This window comes from Halomonas sp. SSL-5, from assembly GCF_030708455.1.
In the GTDB taxonomy this organism is placed as follows: domain Bacteria; phylum Pseudomonadota; class Gammaproteobacteria; order Pseudomonadales; family Halomonadaceae; genus Halomonas.
This window is the reverse complement of sequence record NZ_JAUYWF010000002.1, coordinates 1-20,654: the sequence shown is the minus strand read 5'-3', so window position 1 is coordinate 20,654 and position 20,654 is coordinate 1. Positions and strand designations below refer to the sequence as shown.

At 68.3% G+C, this 20,654-nt stretch carries 13 protein-coding genes; 6 read left to right on the top strand and 7 right to left on the bottom strand.

The genetic code is table 11. The features are described from left to right. Positions 1-74: 74 nt before the first annotated feature. Positions 75-1,082, top strand: a complete 1,008-nt coding sequence (locus RAN53_RS01935) for an ArsA family ATPase (protein ID WP_305795139.1) — start codon at positions 75-77, stop codon at positions 1,080-1,082. On the opposite strand, the gene RAN53_RS01930 is transcribed toward RAN53_RS01935, so the two are convergent. The 7 genes from RAN53_RS01930 to RAN53_RS01900 all read right to left on the bottom strand — a co-directional run bounded on the left by RAN53_RS01930 (position 1,079) and on the right by RAN53_RS01900 (position 11,144). Then, positions 1,079-1,828, bottom strand: coding sequence for a YdcF family protein (locus RAN53_RS01930; protein ID WP_305795138.1), 750 nt, complete (start codon positions 1,826-1,828; stop codon positions 1,079-1,081). The two genes, RAN53_RS01935 and RAN53_RS01930, sit on opposite strands and share 4 nt — an antisense overlap. An 82-nt stretch (positions 1,829-1,910) precedes the next feature. Beyond that, on the bottom strand, positions 1,911-2,546 hold the full coding sequence (nth, locus tag RAN53_RS01925; protein ID WP_305795137.1) for an endonuclease III: 636 nt from the start codon (positions 2,544-2,546) through the stop codon (positions 1,911-1,913). A gap of 277 nt (positions 2,547-2,823) precedes the next feature. Beyond that, on the bottom strand, positions 2,824-3,618 hold the full coding sequence (locus RAN53_RS01920) for an RnfABCDGE type electron transport complex subunit B (RefSeq protein ID WP_305795136.1): 795 nt from the start codon (positions 3,616-3,618) through the stop codon (positions 2,824-2,826). 6 nt (positions 3,619-3,624) lie between these two features. Beyond that, entirely contained in the window at positions 3,625-5,661 is a 2,037-nt protein-coding gene (gene metG / locus RAN53_RS01915; protein ID WP_305795135.1) for a methionine--tRNA ligase, read from the bottom strand. Between the two features lie 342 nt (positions 5,662-6,003). Further along, on the bottom strand, positions 6,004-9,105 hold the full coding sequence (locus RAN53_RS01910) for a transglycosylase domain-containing protein (RefSeq protein WP_305795134.1): 3,102 nt from the start codon (positions 9,103-9,105) through the stop codon (positions 6,004-6,006). A gap of 141 nt (positions 9,106-9,246) precedes the next feature. Beyond that, entirely contained in the window at positions 9,247-10,728 is a 1,482-nt protein-coding gene (gene thiI / locus RAN53_RS01905; protein WP_305795133.1) for a tRNA uracil 4-sulfurtransferase ThiI, read from the bottom strand. Between the two features lie 134 nt (positions 10,729-10,862). After that, positions 10,863-11,144, bottom strand: a complete 282-nt coding sequence (locus RAN53_RS01900) for a hypothetical protein (protein ID WP_305795132.1) — start codon at positions 11,142-11,144, stop codon at positions 10,863-10,865. 412 nt (positions 11,145-11,556) lie between these two features. Between RAN53_RS01900 and RAN53_RS01895 the strand changes: the two genes are divergently transcribed. The 5 genes from RAN53_RS01895 to RAN53_RS01875 form a co-directional block, all read left to right on the top strand. Beyond that, positions 11,557-13,617, top strand: a complete 2,061-nt coding sequence (locus RAN53_RS01895; RefSeq protein WP_321169812.1) for a TolC family outer membrane protein — start codon at positions 11,557-11,559, stop codon at positions 13,615-13,617. A 102-nt stretch (positions 13,618-13,719) separates the two neighbouring features. After that, complete coding sequence (locus RAN53_RS01890) at positions 13,720-15,891, top strand: type I secretion system permease/ATPase (RefSeq protein ID WP_305795131.1); 2,172 nt, start codon at positions 13,720-13,722, stop codon at positions 15,889-15,891. Beyond that, complete coding sequence (locus RAN53_RS01885) at positions 15,891-17,321, top strand: HlyD family type I secretion periplasmic adaptor subunit (protein ID WP_305795130.1); 1,431 nt, start codon at positions 15,891-15,893, stop codon at positions 17,319-17,321. Before RAN53_RS01890 ends, RAN53_RS01885 begins: the two co-directional genes overlap by 1 nt. Next, on the top strand, positions 17,322-17,945 hold the full coding sequence (locus RAN53_RS01880) for a helix-turn-helix transcriptional regulator (RefSeq protein WP_305795129.1): 624 nt from the start codon (positions 17,322-17,324) through the stop codon (positions 17,943-17,945). Between the two features lie 199 nt (positions 17,946-18,144). After that, positions 18,145-20,654: retention module-containing protein (locus RAN53_RS01875; RefSeq protein WP_305795128.1), on the top strand; the 2,510-nt coding region annotated here is incomplete at its 3' end.

Genomic DNA, 20,654 nt, shown 5'->3' with positions numbered 1-20,654 from the left:
ATGTCACCGGTCTAGCTCCGAGGGCCTGAATCGATCTGTATTGGCGGCCCTCAGTTCATTGCCACTGGAGTCATATGAAACAGTTACTGGAAAAGCGCCTGCTATGGGTGGGCGGCAAGGGCGGGGTGGGCAAGACCACCGTGGCCGCGGCCCTGGCGGTGCTCGCCGCCCGACGCGGGAAGCGGGTGCTGGTGGTCTCCACCGACCCGGCCCACAGCCTCGGCGATGTGTTCGACCGCGAGCTGGCCGACACGCCCCGTCGGCTGCTGCCCAACCTCGACGCCATGGAGATCGACCCCGACGCCGAGGTAGAGGCCCATCTGGCCCGTGTCACCGCCCAGATGCGCCGCTATGCGGCGCCGGAGATGATGGCCGAGCTGGAGCGCCAGATGCGCCTGACCCGGCAGTCGCCGGGCACCCAGGAGGCGGCGCTGCTGGAGCGGCTGGCGCGGATCATCACCGACGACGAGGCCGACTGGGACCTGATCATCTTCGATACCGCGCCCACCGGCCATACCCTGCGGCTGCTGACCCTGCCCGAAGCCATGGCGGCCTGGACCGATGGCCTGCTGGCCCATAACCGCAAGTCCGAAGAGCTGGGCAAGGTGCTCTCCCACCTGACGCCCAAGCGCGGCCGCGATGTCGCCTCGCCCTTCGATGATCCCAAGGAGGATGGACTCGCCGACCTCGACGAGAAGACCCGCGACGTGGCGAAGACCCTGATCGATCGCCGGCGCCTGTTCCACCAGGCGCGGCGGCGCATCGAGAATGCCGACGAGAGTGGCTTCCTGTTCGTGCTCACGCCGGAACGCTTGCCGATCCTCGAGACCGCCCGCGCGGTGGCGACCCTGGAGGAGGCCCATGTCCCGGTGGCGGGCACCCTGGTCAACCGAGTGATCCCCGAGGATGCCGACGGGGAGTTCCTGCGGGCCCGACGCGAGCAGGAAGCCACCTACCTGGCACGCATCGACGAGGAGCTGGGTCACCTGCCGCGCCCGCGGCTGCCCTGGCTGCCCACCGACGTGCAGGGCATCGAGATCCTCGAGCAGCTGGCCGAGCGCCTGGAGTCCGAGGGCTTCTAGCGTGTCGGGAGCCGGGCCTTGAGCCAGCCCACCCCGCGGCCCAGCCATTCATGCAGGGCGCGGGTGCTCTGGTTGAGATGGTAGGCGCGCGGGATCCAGGCGTGGAGTCCCGGCGACGGGGCGCTGGCGAACTCGGTGGGGGCGGGAATCACTGTCAGGCCGGCGGCCTCAAACTCGGCGGTTGCCCGGGGCAGGTGCCAGGCCTGGGAGACCAGGGCGACGCGCTCGATCCCCGCACCGGCCAGCATGGCCGCACTGAAGCGGGCGTTCTCCGCGGTGTTGCGGCTCTCGCCCTCGAGCCAGCGTACCGGCACCCCGAACACCTCGCGCAGTGCCGCGGCCATCAGGCTGGCCTCGGCGCTGTGTTCGTCATGGACGCGGCCGCCGCTGACCAGGATCGGCCAGTCGCTGCCGCGTTGCAGCCAGGCGCCGTAGGCCAGGCGTCGCCAGGTGGGGTTGGCGGGGGCGTCGCCCCAGCCGAACTCGGGGCTCTGGTAGTCGCGGCCGCCACCGAGGATGACGATGGCCCCCTCGCCGCGCAGGGCCGCTGGGCCGGAGAGCGGCGGCGGCTCCAGTCCCTGGCGCAGGGCGTGGCTCGCCACCGGGGTGGCGAGCGCCAGCAGGCTGGCCAGGCCCAGGGCGATCAGCAGCCTGCCCGTCAGCCGCCGGGTGCCGGCGGCCAGGCCACCCAGGATCAGCAGGACATTGATGACCGGCGGCAACAGCAGATACTTCAGCGCTTCCATGGAGTGAACTCGTCGGGGCCTGCCGCCAGTCAAGCAGGCTCCGGCGGTCGATGCCAGCCTTCGGTGGTCAACGGCTGCCCCGTTACAGCTCGGTCTTCTCCTTGAACTCGCAGAGATCCTCGATCACGCAGCTGCCGCAGCGGGGCTTGCGCGCCACGCAGGTGTAGCGGCCATGCAGGATCAGCCAGTGGTGGGCGTCCTGGCGGAACGCCTTCGGCACATGCCGCAGCAGCTTCTTCTCGACCTCGACCACATCCTTGCCCCGGGCGATGCCCGTGCGGTTGGCGACCCGGAAGATATGGGTATCCACGGCGATGGTGGGCTGGCCGAAGGCGGTGTTGAGGATGACATTGGCGGTCTTGCGCCCCACGCCGGGCAGCGCCTCCAGGGCGGCCCGGGTCTCGGGCACCTCGCCGCCGTGCTTCTCCACCAGCAGGTGGCAGGTCTTCATCAGGTTCTCGGCCTTGGTGTTGTAGAGGCCGATGGTCTTGATGTGCTCCTTGAGCCCCTCGAGGCCGAGGTCGATGATCGCCTGGGGGGTGTTGGCGACGGGGAAGAGCCGGGCCGTGGCCTTGTTGACGCCCACGTCGGTGGCCTGGGCGGAGAGCAGCACCGCGGCGAGCAGCTCGAAGGGGCTCGCCCAGTGGAGCTCTGTGGTGGGCTCGGGGTTGTGCTCGCGCAGCCGCGCGAAAATTTCAAAGCGTTTCTGGGCGTTCATGGTGTTCCGTTTCCTGGTTCTTCGCCCATTAGCGTGAAGTCGCATTGTGGGAGGGCGGCTCTGCCGCGCGAATGGCGCCGAAGGCGCCCCGGAGGTGGTGCTCTGTCTGTTGCGATCACCGCCAGGAGGCCTGCGGCCTCCATTCGCCCGGGAAAACCCGGACTCCCACCACTCCCTGCCAACGGGTTTACGACAGCTCGTGATGAACCTCTATAGACCTGCACCATGGCCTGTCGCCGGATTAGCCCGCGCGGTGAGTCGGGAAGGTGTCATCGGGTTATTCGTCCGTGCCTGCCTGCTCCAACGCGCCTCTGGCCTCGGCGAGCAAGCGTTCTGCCTCGGGGAGCTGGGCGCGGGCGGTGGCTTCGGCGTCGGCATCGCCGCGGCGCCGGGCACTTTCCAGTTGCTGCTGCACACGCTTGACGGCCTGTTCGGCGGCCTTGAGCGCCATCTTGCGCTGGCGCTTCACGACTGAGCTTCCCGAGGTGGCGGCGCCGCCGGCGCTGTCGGGGCGCCGGCGCTGCTGCATCAAACGCTTCTGGCGCTCCAGGCGCTTGTCGCGGGCCTCCTGTGCCAGTCGCAACTGGCGGAAACGATGGCGACGACGCCCCAGCTCGGCGCGCCGTGCCAGGTAGGCGTCGCGCTCGGCGTCGGTCTCGGCGGCCTGCCAGGCGGGATGGGGCACCAGGTCGATGCAGTCCACCGGGCAGGGCGCCACGCACAGCTCGCAGCCGGTGCACTCGTCCGTGATCACCGTATGCATGCGCTTGGCGGCACCCAGGATGGCGTCCACCGGGCAGGCCTGGATGCACTTGGTGCAGCCGATGCACTCGGCCTCGCGGATCACCGCGGCCAGCGGCAACTGGGCGGGCTCCGCCAGGGGGCGCTCGGGCTGGCGGGTCAGCTCGGCCAGCCGGGCGAGGGTGGACTCGCTGCCGGGCGGGCAGCGGTTGATCGGCTCGCCCTCGGCAATCGCCTCGGCATACGGCAGGCAGCCATCGAAGCCGCACTTGCCGCACTGGGTCTGGGGCAGGAGGGCGTCGATGGCCTCGATCAGGTCACGGCGACTCACGGTGGCTCAGGTCACCCGCTGGCCGGGTTCGGCGCCGGTGTCCGGCGAGAGCAGGTAGACACCCTCGTCGTTGGCCGAGGCCAGCACCATGCCCTCGGAGACGCCGAAGCGCATCTTGCGCGGCGCCAGATTGGCGACCATCACGGTGAGCCTTCCCTCCAGCGCCTCGGGGGCGTAGGCGGCGCGGATGCCGGAGAACACCGTACGGCTCTCGCCGCCCAGGTCCAGGGTCAGCTTGAGCAGCTTGTCGGCGCCTTCGACGTACTCCGCCTTGGCGATGCGTGCGATGCGCAGGTCCACCTTGATGAAGTCGTCGAAGGCGATTTCCGGCGCGATCGGCTCGTCGGCCAGGGGCCCCTTGGGGGTCTCCTTGAGCTTCTGTTCTTCCACCAGGTCCTCCTTTGACGCCTCGATCATGGCGTCGATCTTCTCCCGCTCGACGCGGGTCATCAGCGGCTTGAACTTGGCGATCTCGTGGTCCAGCAGCACCGCGTGGCGGCTATGCCAGTCGAGGGTGTCGAGCCTGAGGAACTCGCGGGCGCCCTCGGCCATGGACGGCACCACCGGGGCCAGGTAGACCATCAGCTGGCGGAACAGGTTGATGCCCACCGAGCAGATGTCCAGCACCTCCTGCTCGCGACCCGCCTGCTTGGCCAGCACCCAGGGCTCGGCCTCGGCGATATAGGTGTTGGCCTCGTCGGCCAGCTCCATCACCAGGCGCATGGCGCGGCCGAACTCGCGGGCCTCGAATTGCTCGGCGATCTCGTCGCCGGCGCTGATGAAGCGGGCCACCAGTTCGGGCTCGGCGCAGTGGGCGGAAATCTTGCCACCCCCCAGCTTCTTGACGAAGCCGGCGCAGCGGCTGGCGATGTTGACCACCTTGCCCACCAAGTCGCTGTTGACCCGGGCGGCGAAGTCCTCGAGGTTGAGGTCCAGGTCGTCGACTCGGGAGGTGAGCTTGGCGGCGAAGTAGTAGCGCAGGTACTCCGGGTTCAGGTAGTCCGCGTAGGTGGCGGCCTTGATGAAGGTGCCCCGGGACTTGGACATCTTGGCGCCGTTGACGGTGACGAAGCCGTGGCAGTTGACCGCCGTGGGGGTGCGGAAGTCGGCGCCATGCAGCATCGCCGGCCAGAACAGGGCGTGGAAGTAGACGATGTCCTTGCCGATGAAGTGGTAGACCTCGGCGTCGCTGTCCTTGTGCCAGTAGCTGTCGAAGTCGAGGCCTTCTCGGTCGCAGAGGTTCTTGAAGCTGGCCAGGTAGCCGATCGGCGCATCGAGCCAGACGTAGAAGTACTTGCCCGGGGCGTCGGGGATCTCGAAGCCGAAGTAGGGAGCGTCGCGGGAGATGTCCCACTCGTTGAAGCCGGCCTCGAACCACTCCATCAGCTTGTTGCGGATCTGCGGCTGGACGTGGCCGTCGTTGATCCAGCGGTGCATGAAGTCGGCGAAGTCGGGCAGCTTGAAGAAATAGTGGGTGGAGCCGCGCACCTCGGGGGTGGCACCGGAGATCGCCGACACCGGGTCGATCAGCTCCGCCGGGGTATAGGTGGCACCGCACGCCTCGCAGTTGTCGCCATACTGGTCGTCTGCCTGGCACTTGGGGCAGGTGCCCTTGATGAAGCGGTCGGCCAGGAACAGCCCCTTCACCGGGTCGTACATCTGCTCGATGTCCCGGGTGGCGATATGCCCCTTGTCGCGCAGGCGGGTGTAGATCAGCTCGCTGAAGGTGCGGTTCTCGGTCGAGTGGGTCGAGTGATAGTTGTCGAAGGCCACGCCGAAGGTGGCGAAGTCCGCCTGGTGCTCGCGGCTGACGCGGTCGATCAGCGCCTCGGAGGTGATGCCCTCTTGTTCGGCACGCAGCATGATGGCGGTGCCGTGGGCGTCATCGGCGCATACATAGTGGCACTGCTGGCCGCGGCTCTTCTGGAAACGCACCCAGATATCGGTCTGGATGTACTCGAGCAGGTGGCCGAGGTGGATGGCGCCGTTGGCGTAGGGCAGGGCGCTGGTGACCAGGATCTTGCGCGTGGCGTTCGTCGACATATCGGCTCTTGAATCCCAGGAAAATCAGACGCTCGATTGTAGCCGGGATGGCGCCTGACTGCACCCGGCAGGCGGGTTTGGGCAGGGATATCGAAGATAGCGTGCAGCCTTGGGCTGATCTGGCGACAAGCCTTCGAGGAGGCGCTGTGAACCCCTCCCTGGGCGCTACCTCGGCCCTGCTGCGCTCTCGCGTCCCGCTCCGCTTGCAGGTCCGGTGCTGTCCATCCATGGCCAGCCCGTTCGGAGCAGTGCTCCTCACCCCTGGTCCTCGGACCCCCTCTCCGACCTGTCCCCGGCGCCTTTCGCTATCGCAGCATAGCTAGCTGCGATTGTCCTGCGGGTTCAGGAGGCGTCGTTGGGCTGGCGGGTGTCGTCGGCCATCAGCGGCTCGGGTGGCGAGCCTGGGCGGCAGCGGCTCTGTTCTCCCGGGATGAGGTAGGGGGTTAGCAGGGGAGCCATGCCCTTGAGTACCTGTACCGGCAGTGCCGAGGTGAAGGCAAAATTTGCGGCGTCGCTGCCGGGGACATAGGCGGTGAGGGTACCGAAGTGGTCGTCGCCGAGGTGGAAGACGAAGGTGGCGGTGCGGCTGCGCGTCTCGGAGTGGATCACCTGGCCCGAGGCGGTCACGGTCTGGAAACGGTTGTCGCCGGTGCCGGTCTTGCCGCCCAGGGCAAGCGGGGTACCATCCGCCAGGGCAAAGCTACCCTGCAGGCGCCGCGCGGTGCCGCCCTCGACTACCTGCCCCAGGGCGCGGCGCAGGGTGGCGGCCACCTCCGGGGCCATGACCCGCCGGGCGCGAGAGGCGTCGGCGACGAAGCGGGTCTCGTAGGGAGTGTCGGCGGCGAAATGCAGCGAGTCGATGCGTCTCGTGGGCAAGCGTACGCCGTCGTTGAGGATGATGCCGACCAGCTCGGCCAGGGCGGCCGGGCGGTCGCCGGAACTGCCCAGCGCCGTGGCCAGCGACGGCACCAGGTGGGCGAAGGGGTAGCCCAGCCGCTCCCAGCGTCGCTGGATCTCGGTGAAGGCCTCCGTCTCCAGCATGGTGCGGATGCGTGAGTCCCGGGCCCCGCGGTGGCGGGTTCGGAACAGCCAGCCATAGACCTCCTGGCGCGCCTCGCGGCTGGCCCGCTCGGCATCGGCGTAGTCGGCGTCGGGGCGGTCGATGAGAAAGCCCACCAGCCACAGTTCCAGCGGGTGTACGCCGGCGATATAGCCCTGGTCTGAGAGGCCGAGGGTGCTGGGGTCGCTGCGTTCGTGCAGGGCGGTGAGGTCGAGATCGAGCCGCCGCCGGTCGTCCAGGCGCTCGGCGAGGAAGGCGGTCAGGGCGATGGCGTCGCCTTCGGGGTAGAGGTAGCGGAAGACCGCGGCCAGGCGGCGGGCATCGGGCTTGAGGCCGCCGAGAAGGGCCTCCTGGCGTGCGGCGGTGTCGAGGTGGCGGTACTTGCGCCAGAAGCGTTGCAGGAAGACGCGCCCCTCGCGGTCGGCGAAGCGCGCCAGGTAGTCGAGGCGGCGCGGGTCATCATCGTCCTCCAGCAGGCGCCGGCGATCCGCCTCCTGATGAATGGTGAACTGCACCAGGTCGCGCATCAGGCGCACGAAGGGCAGGTTCAGCGATTCTCGCAGCGCCTCCTCGAGGGTCGGTCGGCGGCGGTCGTCCTGCCGGCTGAAGTTGCTGAAGGTGTGGCGACCGCCGCCGGTGAAGAAGGCCTCATGGGGGCTCGCCGAGTAGCGCCGCCGCATGGCGGTTTCGAGCAGCTCGGCCAGGCTGATCTCCGGTCGGGCGACCAGGCTGTCGATCACGAAGCGACGGATGGCATCCCGACGATCCACCGTCAGGGCTCGCAGCGTCTCGACCGGCTGACCGGCGTACTCGGCGTGAAGCTCGGCGACCACCTCGAGGTAGCTGGCCAGCACGCGTAGCTTGGCGGTGGAGCCGAGCTCGAGCTTGCCATCCTGGTTGAGGTCGAAGGGCTGGTCGTCATTGTCGGTCTGCACGCGGACGTCGAACCCCGCATCGCCCCGCTCCAGCAGGGTAAAGCTGTAGCGCACCGCGGCGGTGCTGTCGGCATCCAGCAGGCGTTCGCCGATGAGCCCCTGCTCGGCGGCGAACTCGGGGTCGGCGAGCCGGTGGAGGTGCTCGGTGACGGCCGCCTGCAGCGCGGCGTTGAGGGTGGTGGTGGCCGAGAGGTCGAGGCGGTCCAGCACCTGCAGCGAGACGCCCAGTAGCCCCGCCAGGCGGGTGCGAGCGACCTGCAGTGTCTTGCCGGCCTCGACCCTTGGGCGGATGGGGTCCCGGGCGAAGTCGCGGAAGCGCAGCCGCTGGGCCCGGGCGACATCCCGAAGCGCGGGGGAGATCACGCCATGCTCGGACAGCAGCCCGAGGTGGCTGTCGGTCAGTGCCTCGAGGGACTCCCGCCCGGCATTGAGATAGCCGCTGGGGCGGCGCTGGGCGATCATCAGCGCCAGGGTGCGGCGCAGGGCCTGGCCGTGGGCCGCGGTGGGCGGCGTGGCGGCGGGCGCCTCGTGCAGCAGCCGGTTGGTGACGGCGAAGTCGGCGTCGAACCACGCCCAGAGGGCATCGCCCAGGCCGTGCACCTCACCGCTGCCGGGGACGGCGGCGAGCGGCACCGTATTGAGGTAGTCCAGGGCGATATCGCGGCGAGAGCTCAGGGTCTCGGGCCCATTGCGGTAGCTTCGGACGCTGGCCGATAGCATCTGGCGCAGCTTTTCCATGGGCGAGTGGGTGAGGCCACCGGGAGAGTGGCGGTACTTCTCGATCTGGGTGGCCAGGGTGCTGCCGCCGGCGGACTGCCCGGGCAGGTCCAGCGCCTCGCTTACCTGGGAGAGGGCCGCGCGGGCGAAGCGCGGCCAGTCCACTGCGGGATTGGCGTGGGGGCTCTCGGTGTCCAGCAGGCCGCGATTCTCGATAAACAGCAGCATCGCCAGCGCCAGGGGCGGGATGGACTCGAAGTCGGGATAGTGGCGCTGTGGATGGCGAAAGTGGTAAAGCGGCTCGCCGCTGCAGCCGGCGAGATCGAGTCCGGCCCGCGCCTTCTCGCGATAGGGGGGGAAGAAACCTCGCCGGGTATAACGCAGCAGCGCCGGCGAGAAGCGCGCCTGCTGTTCGATCGCGAAGTCACTCTGCAGCAGCCGGCGCTGGAAATCGGCCAGGCGGGTGTAGCCGAGGCGTGCATCGAAGGGCCCATGCGCGGGCGGCTGCCAGCGCGCGCTGGGGCCCGGTGCCAGCGTGTAGCTGAGCTCTCCGGCATAGCGGGAGAGCTCGCGGGCCTGCCACTCCGAGGAGCGAACCTCGGCCACCACCAGGCCGGCCACGGTGGTGCCGACCAGGGCGAGGACGAGCAGCAGCCAGGGCCACCGCCGTCGCCGCGGGGCCTCGCGGGGTTCGGCCAGTCGCGGCGGCTGCGGCCAGCCGTCGTCGAGCACTATCTCGCCGTTTCCGGGGTCTCTGCATGGGGCCTGACGCCTGCGCCTGACCATCGTCTCGCTCCCGGGGTGCCCCTTCGTGTAACGAAAGGTATCTTTCCCTCCAGCGTAGACGCTCCCGCGCCGGTTGAGGCAGCAAATTCAACGCGCCGAGGACGCGAGGTAGACCCCGAAATGGGTGAGGCCGCGATCATGCAGGTGCAGGGCCTGCATGCGACTCATCACCCCCTGGTCGCAGTAGAGAAAGTAGTGGCGGTCATCGGGTAGCTGTGGAGCGCGCTGCTGGAGCTCGTAGAAGGGAATCTCCAGGCGCCGTCCCGTCGTCAGGGGGAGCGGGGACGCCTCTCGCTCCCCCTCGGGGCGGATGTCGATGACGCTGACATCGTCGCCCGCGTGGGCCTCCATCACCCGGTTGTCGGCCTGGGCGGCAGGCGCGGCGCCGCCGGTCTCGACGAGACGGTCGATGCGGGTGATCTCGGCGGCGTCGACGGCGGCATCGAGCACCGCGAAGTCGAAGTCGGCCTCGGCCGCGGCGATCTGGTCGCGCCGGGCGCGGGTATGGGGGCGCCGCGAGATCACGCCGCAGTACTCCGGCATGGTCTCGGCGAAGCGCGCGGTGTCGATCTCGCGGGCCTGGGTGATGATCGCCTGCTTGTCGTCGGTGAGCAGCGGGCGCAGCAGTGGCAGCTCGCTGGCATCGTCGATCAGCGCCAGGTTGGTCAGGGTCTGGCTGGAGACCTGGGCGATGGCGTCGCCGGTGACCAGCGCCGGCACCCGGGCGCGCCGGGCAAGGCGCGAGGCGGCGCGCGCCATCATGCGCTTGAGCACCACGCCCATCATGCCGTCCGGCACGTTGCGCAGGATCTCGCCGACCACCGGCTCGAAGGGTACCGAGATGAAGTTGACCCGGTGTGACAGGCTGTAGCGCCGCCAGAGATGGTGGGTCACCTCGCGCACGCCCCGCTCATGCTCGGGGCCGCCCAGGTTGAAGAACAGGAAGTGAGTCTTGATGCCGCGGCGGATCATTCGCCAGGCGGCCACCGGTGAGTCGTAGCCGCCGGAGATCAGCGCCATGGCCTGTCCCTGCACGCCAAGGGGGTAGCCGCCGAGGCCGGCCAGGCGACGATCGATCAGGCGCAGACGATGGTCCACGACCTCCACCGTCACCGTCACCTCGGGGCGCGTCAGTTCGACGCGGGCATCGGGGGCGGCGGCGAGCAGCGCCGCGCCGAGATGGCGCTCCAGATCCTCCGAGGAGAAGTCGTGCCGGCCTCGCCGCTTGGCCGAGACGCGAAAGCGCCGCCCGGCGACATGGGCCTGCCAGCGCGGCACCACCTGCGCGGCGATCTCGTCGATGTCGGTGAAATCGACCTCGCGAACCTCCTGCACTTCCTGAACGCCGGGCATCCGGGTGAGGCGGGCTTCCGCCTCGTCGATCAGCGCCGGGCTGGCATTCCCGGGCAGTGATACCCGCAGCAGGTCCCAGCCATCGCGCACCGCGATGCGTCGGTCCAGCGGCTTCAGGGTATTGCGCACGTTGGCGGCCAGGCAGCGGGTCATGTGTCGACGCAAGGAGCGTGACTTGATGGTGATCTCGGGGAACAGCTTGAGCAGGTAGTACATGGCGGTAGAGGTTGTACAGCTCTAGTAAAAACAAGGATTTACCATTCTACCAGAGCCGCCTGCCCATGGCTCTTACACGACGACGCCCGGCCATCGCCGGGCGTCACTGGTGCGGGAATCGAGTCAGGCAGGGCTCAGTAGAGCGCCTGCTCCTCGCCGACCACCTCGCGCAGCAGTTCGAGGAACAGCTTGTCTGCCTCGGAGTGCTCGGCGGGGTCCTCCGGGATATGCACGCTGGTGGTGTTGGAGATCTCGTTGGCGATGCGCGCCATGACCGCCTCGGAATGGCCTTCCGGCAGGTGGCGGCGGGCGACCTCCAGCGACTGTTCGAGGATTCTGGGGTCCTGCAGGAGCTTCTTGATGAAGCCCCGCAACTCATTGATGACGCGCGTTTTCTGGATTTCCGATGAGGACATGGCGTTCTCCTTGTGATGACCGGCCGTGTCGATGGTCGTGACGATAGCACGTTTATTCGCAGTAGGTGAGGGCCCGGGAGTTGGGGGAAGCCTTGTCGCATATCACAAAATCACAATCTCCTGGTTCAGGAAGCTGAATTGTGCTGGACAACGCCGCGCCTTGAGTTACGCTAAGTTACAAATACGTCATGACGCTGGTCTGAGTAATCTGGTCACCCGGGATGAGTCGGGGTCAGCGGCCACGAGACAGGTGGGCGTGATTGACGTAGCCAAGCTTCAGGGGAGCCTTCAGGCGGGAAAGGAAGCACCGGTCGCGCGGAAGAAGCAGCGGCTGTGGCCCGATAACAGCAAGCTCGTGTTCTGCGGGAGTTCATTGCCGAATCCCCAGATCATTCATCGCAAGGGAATCGTCATGAATCGCACACTCGCAACGTCATCCTCTCGTCGTCTGGCCGGTGCCGCCACCCTGGGTGCCGCCCTGACCCTCATGCCGATTGCTGCCGCGGTGGCCCAGAGCCTGCCGCCGGGCCTCGCCGCACCGGGTTCGGCGGACCTGACCGGCGTGGTGCGCCAGGCGTTGACCACCAACCCCGAGGTGCATGCCGCCTGGAACGGCCTGCGCGCCGCCGACAACGATGTGGATGTCGCCTTCGGCAACTACCTGCCCAGCGTCGACGTCAATGCCGGCATCGGTCGCGAATATCGCGAGGGTGAGGTGGGTACCTTTAACCAGCCGCATAGCGGCAGTTACGAGACCCGCTTGGCCGAGATCACCCTGACCCAGATGATCTACGACGGCTTCGCCACCGCCAGCGAGGTGGAGCGCCTCGACCGCGCCAAGCTGGTGCGCTACTACGAGCTGATCGGGGCCAGCGAGAATGTCACCCTGGAGGCGACACGCGCCTACCTGGACGTGCGTCGCTACCGCGAGCTGGTGAGCCTGGCCCAGCAGAACTATGCCGACCACCTGCGGGTGTTCAGCCAGATCGAGGAGCGCGTGCAGTCGGGCGCCGGCCGCGGGGTGGACCTCGAGCAGATCAGCGGCCGCCTGGCCCTGGCCGAGTCCAACCTGATGACCGAGGCCTCCAACCTGCATGACGTCACGGCGCGCTTCCAGCGTATCGTCGGCGCACTGCCCGCCGCCCAGCTGGCGCCGGCGCCGGAGCTCGACGACCGCCTGCCGCCCAACGTCGCCGCGGCGCTGGACATGGCCTTCCAGGGCAACCCGGAGTTCCATGCCGCCATCGAGAACATCGCGGCGAGCCGCGCCGAGCGCGAGGGCACCAAGGCCGCCTTCCATCCGCGCCTCGACCTGCGCGGGCGCGCCGGTGAATATCGCAACGATAGCGGCTTCGATGGCATCGGCGATCGCGAGCGCCAGAGCATCGAGCTGGTGGCGAGCATGAACCTCTACCGCGGCGGCAGCGATCTGGCCGCGTTCCGTGCCGCCAGCAACCGCGTCGAGCAGTCGATCAACCTGCGCGAGAAGGCCTGCATCGACGTTCGTCAGACCACCCAGATCGCCTACAACGATACCCAGCGCCTGCGCGAGCAGCTCCAGTACCTCAACCAGCACCGCCTCTCCATCGACCGCGTGCGCGGTGCCTATCAGCAACAGTTCGATATCGGCCAGCGCACCCTGCTCGACGTGCTGGACAGCGAGAATGAATATTTCGAGGCCAGTCGCGCCTTCGTCAATGCCCAGTATGATGTGGCCTTGGCCGATGCCCGCACCCTGGCGGCCATGGGGCAGCTGATGAAGACCCTGGGCGTGGTGCGCGATGATATGCCGACCCTGGCCGAGATGGGCAGCGACGGCGTTGCACTGGATCCCGATACCATCTGCCCGGCGGACGGCCCCATGGGCTTTACCCTGGCGGACTTCACCGGCGGCATCGAGGCACCCACCCGGGCACCGGACATCACCCTCTCCGCGGACGCCCTCTTCCAGATCAACAGCGCCGAGCTCTCCGCCGAGGCGCGCCGCGAGCTCTCGGACCTGGCCGAGCAGATCCGTGGCCGCACCGACCTGGCGCGGGTCTTCATCGCCGGCCATGCCGATACCACCGGCAATGACGCCATCAACGATCCGCTCTCCCAGCGGCGCGCCGACAGCGTGGCCAGCTACCTGGCTAGCCAGGGCGTGGATCGCGACCTGCTCCAGACGCGTGGTTACGGCTCTCGCGAGCCGGTGGCCACCAATGCCACCGTGGAGGGGCGTCGCCAGAACCGTCGCGTCGAGGTGACCCTGGAGCGCGTCGGCGAGAACCTCGACATGACCGACTTCCGCCCCGCGGCCCTCGACGCCCTGGCGTCGCGCTCGGCCGTCAGGGCGTCCCGGGGCGTGCCGGCGCCCACGGCGGCCGACTTCGCCCCCGTGGCCGGCGGTCTCTATGCCGAGATCGATGCGCTGGTGGCGGCGGAGCCGGCGAGCTACGTGCAACTGGCCCCGGAGGTCGCTTCCCGCGGCTGAGCGCCCTGCGGCCTTATGCCGGGGGAGACGGACTCTTCCCCGGTGCTACCCTGGCCCCATCGACCTAGTGCCGGTGGGGCCATTCGATGAAAAGAGGTGTGTGTGACGCAGAGAGAGCCGCTTGAGTCATCGGAAGGTTCATCGCGTTCCGCGGTTCAGGATGAACTGCTGGAATGCCTGCAGACGGTGGCCACCTGCCACGACAGGCCGACCACCGCCGAATCCCTGACCGCCGGGCTGCCCCTGGAGCAGGGGCGCCTCACGCCCGGCGTCTTCCCCCGCGCCGCCAGTCGTGCCGGCCTGTCGGCGCGCCTGGTCAAGAGCCGCCTGGTGCAGCTCAATCCGGCACTCTTCCCGGTGGTGCTGCTGCTCGAGCCGGGGCGCGCCTGCGTGCTGCTGGGGCTTGACCTCAAGGCACGCAAGGCCAGGGTCATCTTTCCCGAGCTGGGCGACGCCGAGAGCGAGGTGGCGCTGGACGGCCTGGAGTCCAGCTACAGTGGCCAGGCCATCTACGTGCGCCCCCGCTTCCACTTCGATGCCCGCGGCCCCGAGGTGAACCGCCAGCATTCCCGGCACTGGTTCTGGGGCGTGATCCGCGAGAATCGCAAGCTCTACCGCGACGTCATCGCCGGCTCGGTGATGATCAACCTGTTCGCCGTGGCCATGCCGCTGTTCGTGCTCAACGTCTACGACCGGGTGGTGCCCAACCACGCCACCGAGACGCTGTGGGTGCTGGCGGTGGGCATCTTCGTGGTGCTCTGCTTCGACCTGGTGCTGCGCCTGATGCGCAATGCCTTCGTCGACCTGGCGGCGAGCCGCGCCGACGTCAAGCTCTCGTCGTCGATCATGGCGCGGGTGCTGGGGCTGCGCATGGAGGCGCGGCCGGCCTCCACCGGCTCCTTCGCCGCCACCCTGCAGTCCTTCGAGGCGGTGCGGGCCTTCATCGGCTCGGCCACGGTGGTGGCGCTGGTGGACCTGCCCTTCGTGTTGATGTTCGCCGCCATCATCGCCTTGATCGGCCCGCCGCTGGTGATCCCGGTGCTGGTGGGCATCGTCTTCGTGCTGCTCTACGCCATGGCCGCCCAGGGCAAGCTGCATGAACTCTCCGAGACCACCTGGCGGGTCAGCGCCCAGCGTAACGCCACCCTGGTGGAGTCGGTCTCCCAGCTGGAGACCGTCAAGACACTGCGCGCCGAGAGCCGCATCCAGAGCACCTGGGAGAAGGCGTCGGCCTATCTCTCGCGCACCGCCGCCCAGCTGCGCCTGGTCAGCTCCTCGGTCTCCAGCGTGGCGCTGTGGGCCCAGCACAGCGTGGCGGTGTGCGTGATCATCATCGGCGTCTACCAGATCATTGAGGGTAACCTCACCCAGGGTGGCCTGATCGCCGCCTACCTGCTCTCCTCCCGGGCCATGGCGCCCGTCAGCCAGGCCGCCGCGCTGCTGGCCCAGTACCACCAGTCCTCCACCGCGCTGCAGTCGCTCAACGGCGTGATGGAGCGTCCTGTGGAGCGCCCCGAGGGCAAGGCGTTCGTCAGTCGCCCGGTGATCCGCGGCGAGATCCGCTTCGACAAGGTCTCGCTGCGCTATCCCGAGCAGGAGAACGAGGCGCTGCGCGATGTCTCGCTGACCATCCAGGCCGGCGAGAAGGTGGCGCTGCTGGGCCGCATCGGCTGTGGCAAGACCACCCTCAACAAGCTGGTGCTGGGACTCTACGAGCCCACCGCCGGAGCGGTGATGATCGATGGCGTGGACCTGCGTCAGTTCGATCCCATCCAGCTGCGCCGCCAGATCGGCTATGTGCCCCAGGACGTCAGCCTGTTCTACGGCAGCCTGCGTGAGAACATCGTTGCCGGTGGCGGCAGCGAGGGAGTGGATGATGAGGCGCTGCTGCGGGCGATCAAGCTCAGCGGCCTGGAGGGCCTGGTCAACGGCCACCCCCATGGGGTCGACCTGCCGGTGGGCGAGCGGGGGCAGGCGCTCTCCGGCGGTCAGCGCCAGTCGGTGGCGGTGGCCCGAGCGCTGGTCAATGACCCGCAGATCCTGTTGCTCGACGAGCCGACGAGCTCCATGGACCACACCAGCGAAGAGGCCTTCAAGGCCAACCTCAAGAGCTACGCGCGGGGCAAGACCATGATCGTGGTGACCCACCGCACCTCGCTGCTGTCGCTGGTGGACCGCATCATCGTCATCGACGCCGGCCGGGTGATGGCCGATGGGCCCCGCGACAAGGTGGTCGAGGCGTTGCGCAAGGGACAGATCGGGAGGGCACGCTGATGGCCAGGAAGCAGGGTGCCAGCGCCGAACAGCGTGGCTTCGAGGCGATCGGGCGCTTCTCCGAGGTGGGCGGAAAGCCGTTTCGCCCCTTCATGGATCGCCTGTTTGCCAAGCGCGTCACCGCGGCGCACCTCAACCGCGACTGGGCCAGCGATGCCGACTGGGCCCGCCTGCAGCAGGATCCGATCCGTGCCCGCTGGTTCCTCTATGTGGTGCTGCTGGCCATCGTCGCCCTGCTGGTGTGGGCCTACTTCGCGCCCATCGACGAGGTGACCCGCGGGGCCGGCCGGGTGATTCCCACCAGCCAGCTCCAGCGCGTGCAGACCTACGACGGCGGCGTGGTGCAGGATATCCTGGTGCGCGAGGGGGAACGGGTGGAGCAGGGGCAGGTGCTGATGCGCATCGACCCGACGCGTTACCTGGCCAACTTCCGCGAGAATCGCTCCCAGATCCAGTCGCTGCAGGCCCGGGCCGAGCGGTTGCGGGCGCTGGTCACCGACACCCCCTTCGCGCCCTCCGAGGAACTGCGTGCCCAGGCGCCGGATATCGTTGCCCAGGAGCGTGAAGCCTACGAGAGCGCCCGCGAGGAGTTGCGCGAGCAGGAGAATGTGCTGGGCGACCGCATCCGACAGCGCGAGGAGGAGCTCCGGGAGGCGCGGGCGCGTCGCGACACCGCCCAGCGCGAGGCGAACATGGCCAGCCAGGAGCTCAACCTGACCCGGCCGCTGCTGGATTCCGGGGCGGTCTCCGAGGTGGAGGTGCTCAGGCTGCGTCGCGAGGTATCACGCGCCACCGGTGAGCGCGACCAGGCGGCGGCGGCGGTGTCACGCCTGCAGGCCGCCGTGGAGGAGGCCGAGACCCAGCTTCGCGAGCTGGGGGCCGAGCGCCGCAACGACTGGCGTAACGACCTGAGCCAGACCATCGGCGACCTCAGTGCCCTGGAGGAGTCTGGCACCGGTCTGCAGGATCGCGTACGCCTGGCCGAGATCCGCTCGCCGGTCGATGGCGTGGTGCAGCGGCTCAATATCAATACCCTGGGCGGTGTGGCCCAGCCCGGCCAGGAGGTGGTCGAGATCGTGCCCTCGGATGACCAGCTGGTGGTGGAGGCGCGCATCGCCCCCCAGGACATCGCCTTCTTGCGTCCCGGTCAGCCCGCCACCATCAAGCTCACCGCCTACGACTTCGCCATCTATGGCGGCCTCGAGGCCGAGCTGGAGCGCATCAGCGCCGACACCATCACCGACGACAACGACAATACCTTCTACCTGGTGCGCGTGCGTTCGACCGAGGATGCCAGTGCCCATCCCGAGATGGAGGTGATCCCCGGCATGACCGCCCAGGTCGATATCATGACCGGCAAGCGCACCGTGATGCAGTTCATGCTCAAGCCCGTGCTGCGGGCGTGGAGCAATTCGATGGGGGAACGATAGATGGCGACCTACTTCGTCAGTCAGGGCCACGACGAGATTCCACGCTGGCAGGAGGCCTTCAAGGATGCCCGCCTGATCCGCCCGGATGACCTCGATGCCCGACTGGTGCGAGGCGACTGCGTCTGGGTGATGGCGGACGTGCCGGAGTGGCCTGAGCGGGTCGGTGAGCTGCAGCGTCGCGGCGCCGCCGTGGGCGTGATGACCTATTCCCCCAGCGCCGCCGAGGCCTTCCAGGCGCTCGAGAGTGGTGCCCGGGCCTATGTGCACGCCCTCTCACCGCCGGAGCTGCTGCGCCAGGCCCGGCTGGTGATCATGAACCAGGGGATCTGGGTGCCGCCGGAGCTGATGGCGCGGGTGGTGGGCGGCGCCTTCCAGGCCCTGGGCGGTGCCGGGCGCCTGCGCAGCGAGGCCCTGGCTGAGCTGACCGAGCGTGAGCGTGCCGTGGCCCTGGCGGTGATGGAGGGCTACAGCAACAAGGAGGTGGCGCGTCGGCTCGACATCACCGAGCGTACCGTCAAGGCGCACCTGGGCGCGGTGTTCCGCAAGTTGGGTGTGCGCGACCGCATGCAGCTGGTACTGCGGCTGTCACCGACCCACGAAGCGATCGCCGATACCAGCCAGTGAGCAAGACGGTGAGTCCGGTCCATCTCCCACTCCCTTGTCTCCCGGCGATTGCCCCGATGTCGTGACGTAGATCAACTGCCGCCGCCTACTGTCCATCGGTCCAATATCCCGCCCCATGGTTATTGCCTAGCTTCAATGTATTGACCGGGCGTGCGTCGGCACGCCTGTTATCGCCAGAACACCCTGCAGGAGTCATACCATGACCATCGCTACCGTTACCGCCATCACCGGTCAGGCCTGGGCGCGCGACGCCGACGGCAACCTTCGCGAGCTCAGCATCGGTGACACCCTGCAGGATGGCGAGGTCCTCGTCACCGCCGACGGTGCCCGCGTCGAGCTCGACTTCGGCGACAATCTCGATCCCACCGTCATCCAGGGCGGCCAGGAGGTGGCCATGACCCCGGACCTCGGTGGCGAGGAGGCGGTGGCCGAGGAGGAGGCCAGTGCCCTCGATGAGGATCTGGAAGCCCTGCTGACGGCCATCGACGAAGGCGAGGGGGATCTGCTCGCCGAGTTGGATCCCACGGCGGCGGGTGCCGGACCCGGTGGCGGTGCGGAAGGCGGCCACAGCTTCGTGATGCTCGCGCGTATCACCGAACCGCTCAGCCCCCTCAGCTATGCGTTCGGGATGGGCACGCTCGACAGCGGTGAGTTCCCGGAGGATACCTTCCTGGCCCAGGCCGAAGAGGATTCCACTCCGACCGTCACCGCGCTGGACCTCAACGGTGATGGCGATACCGTCTGGGAGTCTGCCCTTGAGGAGGGCAGCGGCGGCGGCGTGGCGACTACCGCCGGTGCCTTCCAGATCGATACCGGCAGCGACGAGTTGGCCCTGATCGAGGTTCAGGATGCCGCGGGTAACTGGGTGACCATCTCCGCGGCCGGCACCGAGGTGCAGGGCGCCTATGGCGTGCTGAGCGTCAACCCGGATGGCAGCTGGACCTACACCCTGACCCAACCCCTCGATCATCCGCTGGCCGGCCAGACCGGGGCCAGCGACCAGGTGCCCGGAGAAGCCTTTGCCGTGCGTGTCACCGATGACGATGGCGATGTCTCCGCCCCGGCGACGCTTTCCATTACCATCACCGATGATGGGCCTGCGGCTGTGGATGATGCCGTGGGCGAGATCGCCGAGGACAGCAGCGTCGACATCGACGTGTTCGCCAACGACACCGCCGGTGCCGACAGCGTTGACCTGACCACGGGGGTGGCCGTGGCCACCGCGCCCACCCAGGGCAGCGTGGTCTACAACAACGACGGCACCTTTACCTACACCGCCAATGCCGGTGCCGAAGGCAGCGACAGCTTCACCTACACCCTCACCGATGCAGATGGCGACACCAGCACCGCCACGGTGACGCTGAGCATCGCCGAGGACTCCACGCCCACGGTCACCACCCCGGATCTCAACGAGGACGGCGACACCGTGTGGGAATCCGCGCTGGCCGACGGCAGTGGCCAGGGCGGGGCGGCGATTACCACCACCGTGACCGGCACCTTCCAGATCACCACCGGCGCCGACACCCTCGACCAGATCGAGGTACAGGACGCGTCGGGCACCTGGGTCGTGATTGCCGCGGATGGCACCACAGTCAGCGGTGACTACGGCACCCTGACCGTCGACACCGACGGCAGCTGGAGCTACACGCTCAGCGACAACACTCTGGATCACGACACCGCCGACGCCATCCTGGGTGCCGACCAGGTGCAGGACCTGTTCGATGTGCGGGTCACCGACAGTGACGGGGATGTCTCCGACCCGGCGACGCTGACCATCGACGTCAACGACGACGGGCCGGTGGCCTATGTCAACACCGACAGTGCGGCGGAAGGCGAGCAGAACGTCAGCGGCAACGTGCTGACCGACGGAGACACGGCCGACGTCTTCGGCGCCGACGGGGCGGATGCCGCCGGTGGCGTGGTGGGTGTGGCACTGGGCGATACCGGGGCCGTGCTGGATGACAGCGCCACCCTGGGCACCCAGTTGGAAGGCACCTACGGCTACCTGACGCTGAACGCCGATGGCAGCTATGACTACGACGCCAAGGCCAATATCACGGTCCCCAGCGGGGCGCAGGACGTGTTCACCTACACCATCAAGGACGGTGATGGTGATCTGGCCTATAGCACCCTGACCATCGATGTGGCCGACAGCGGCCTGATGGCACCGGACGATGACGACGTCACGGTGGACGAGGCCGCGCTGGACACCAATGCGTTGCCCGACGGTGATGACCTGGCGGTGGGCACGGTGACCGGCAGCCTGCCGGGCAGCCCGGCCGAGACCGCCAACGACAGCGTCACTGCCACGGGTGGCGTGGGCACGCTGACCTACAGCCTGGTGGGCTCTGCGACTGGCACCTACGGCCAGATCCAGGTCAACAGTGACGGCAGCTACACCTACACGCTGACCAGTCCGGTGACCGACGACACCACCGGTAACGACGGCACCAACGTCGTCGACAACGCCGACAGCTTCACCTATCAGGTGGCAGACGCCAACGGCAACACCGAGACCGGCACGATCTACATCAACATCCAGGACGACGTGCCGACGGCTTACGCCAACACCGACAGTGCGGCGGAAGGTGAGCAGAACGTCAGCGGCAACGTGCTGACCGACGGAGACACGGCCGACGTCTTCGGCGCCGACGGGGCGGATGCCGCCGGTGGCGTGGTGGGTGTGGCACTGGGCGATACCGGGGCCGT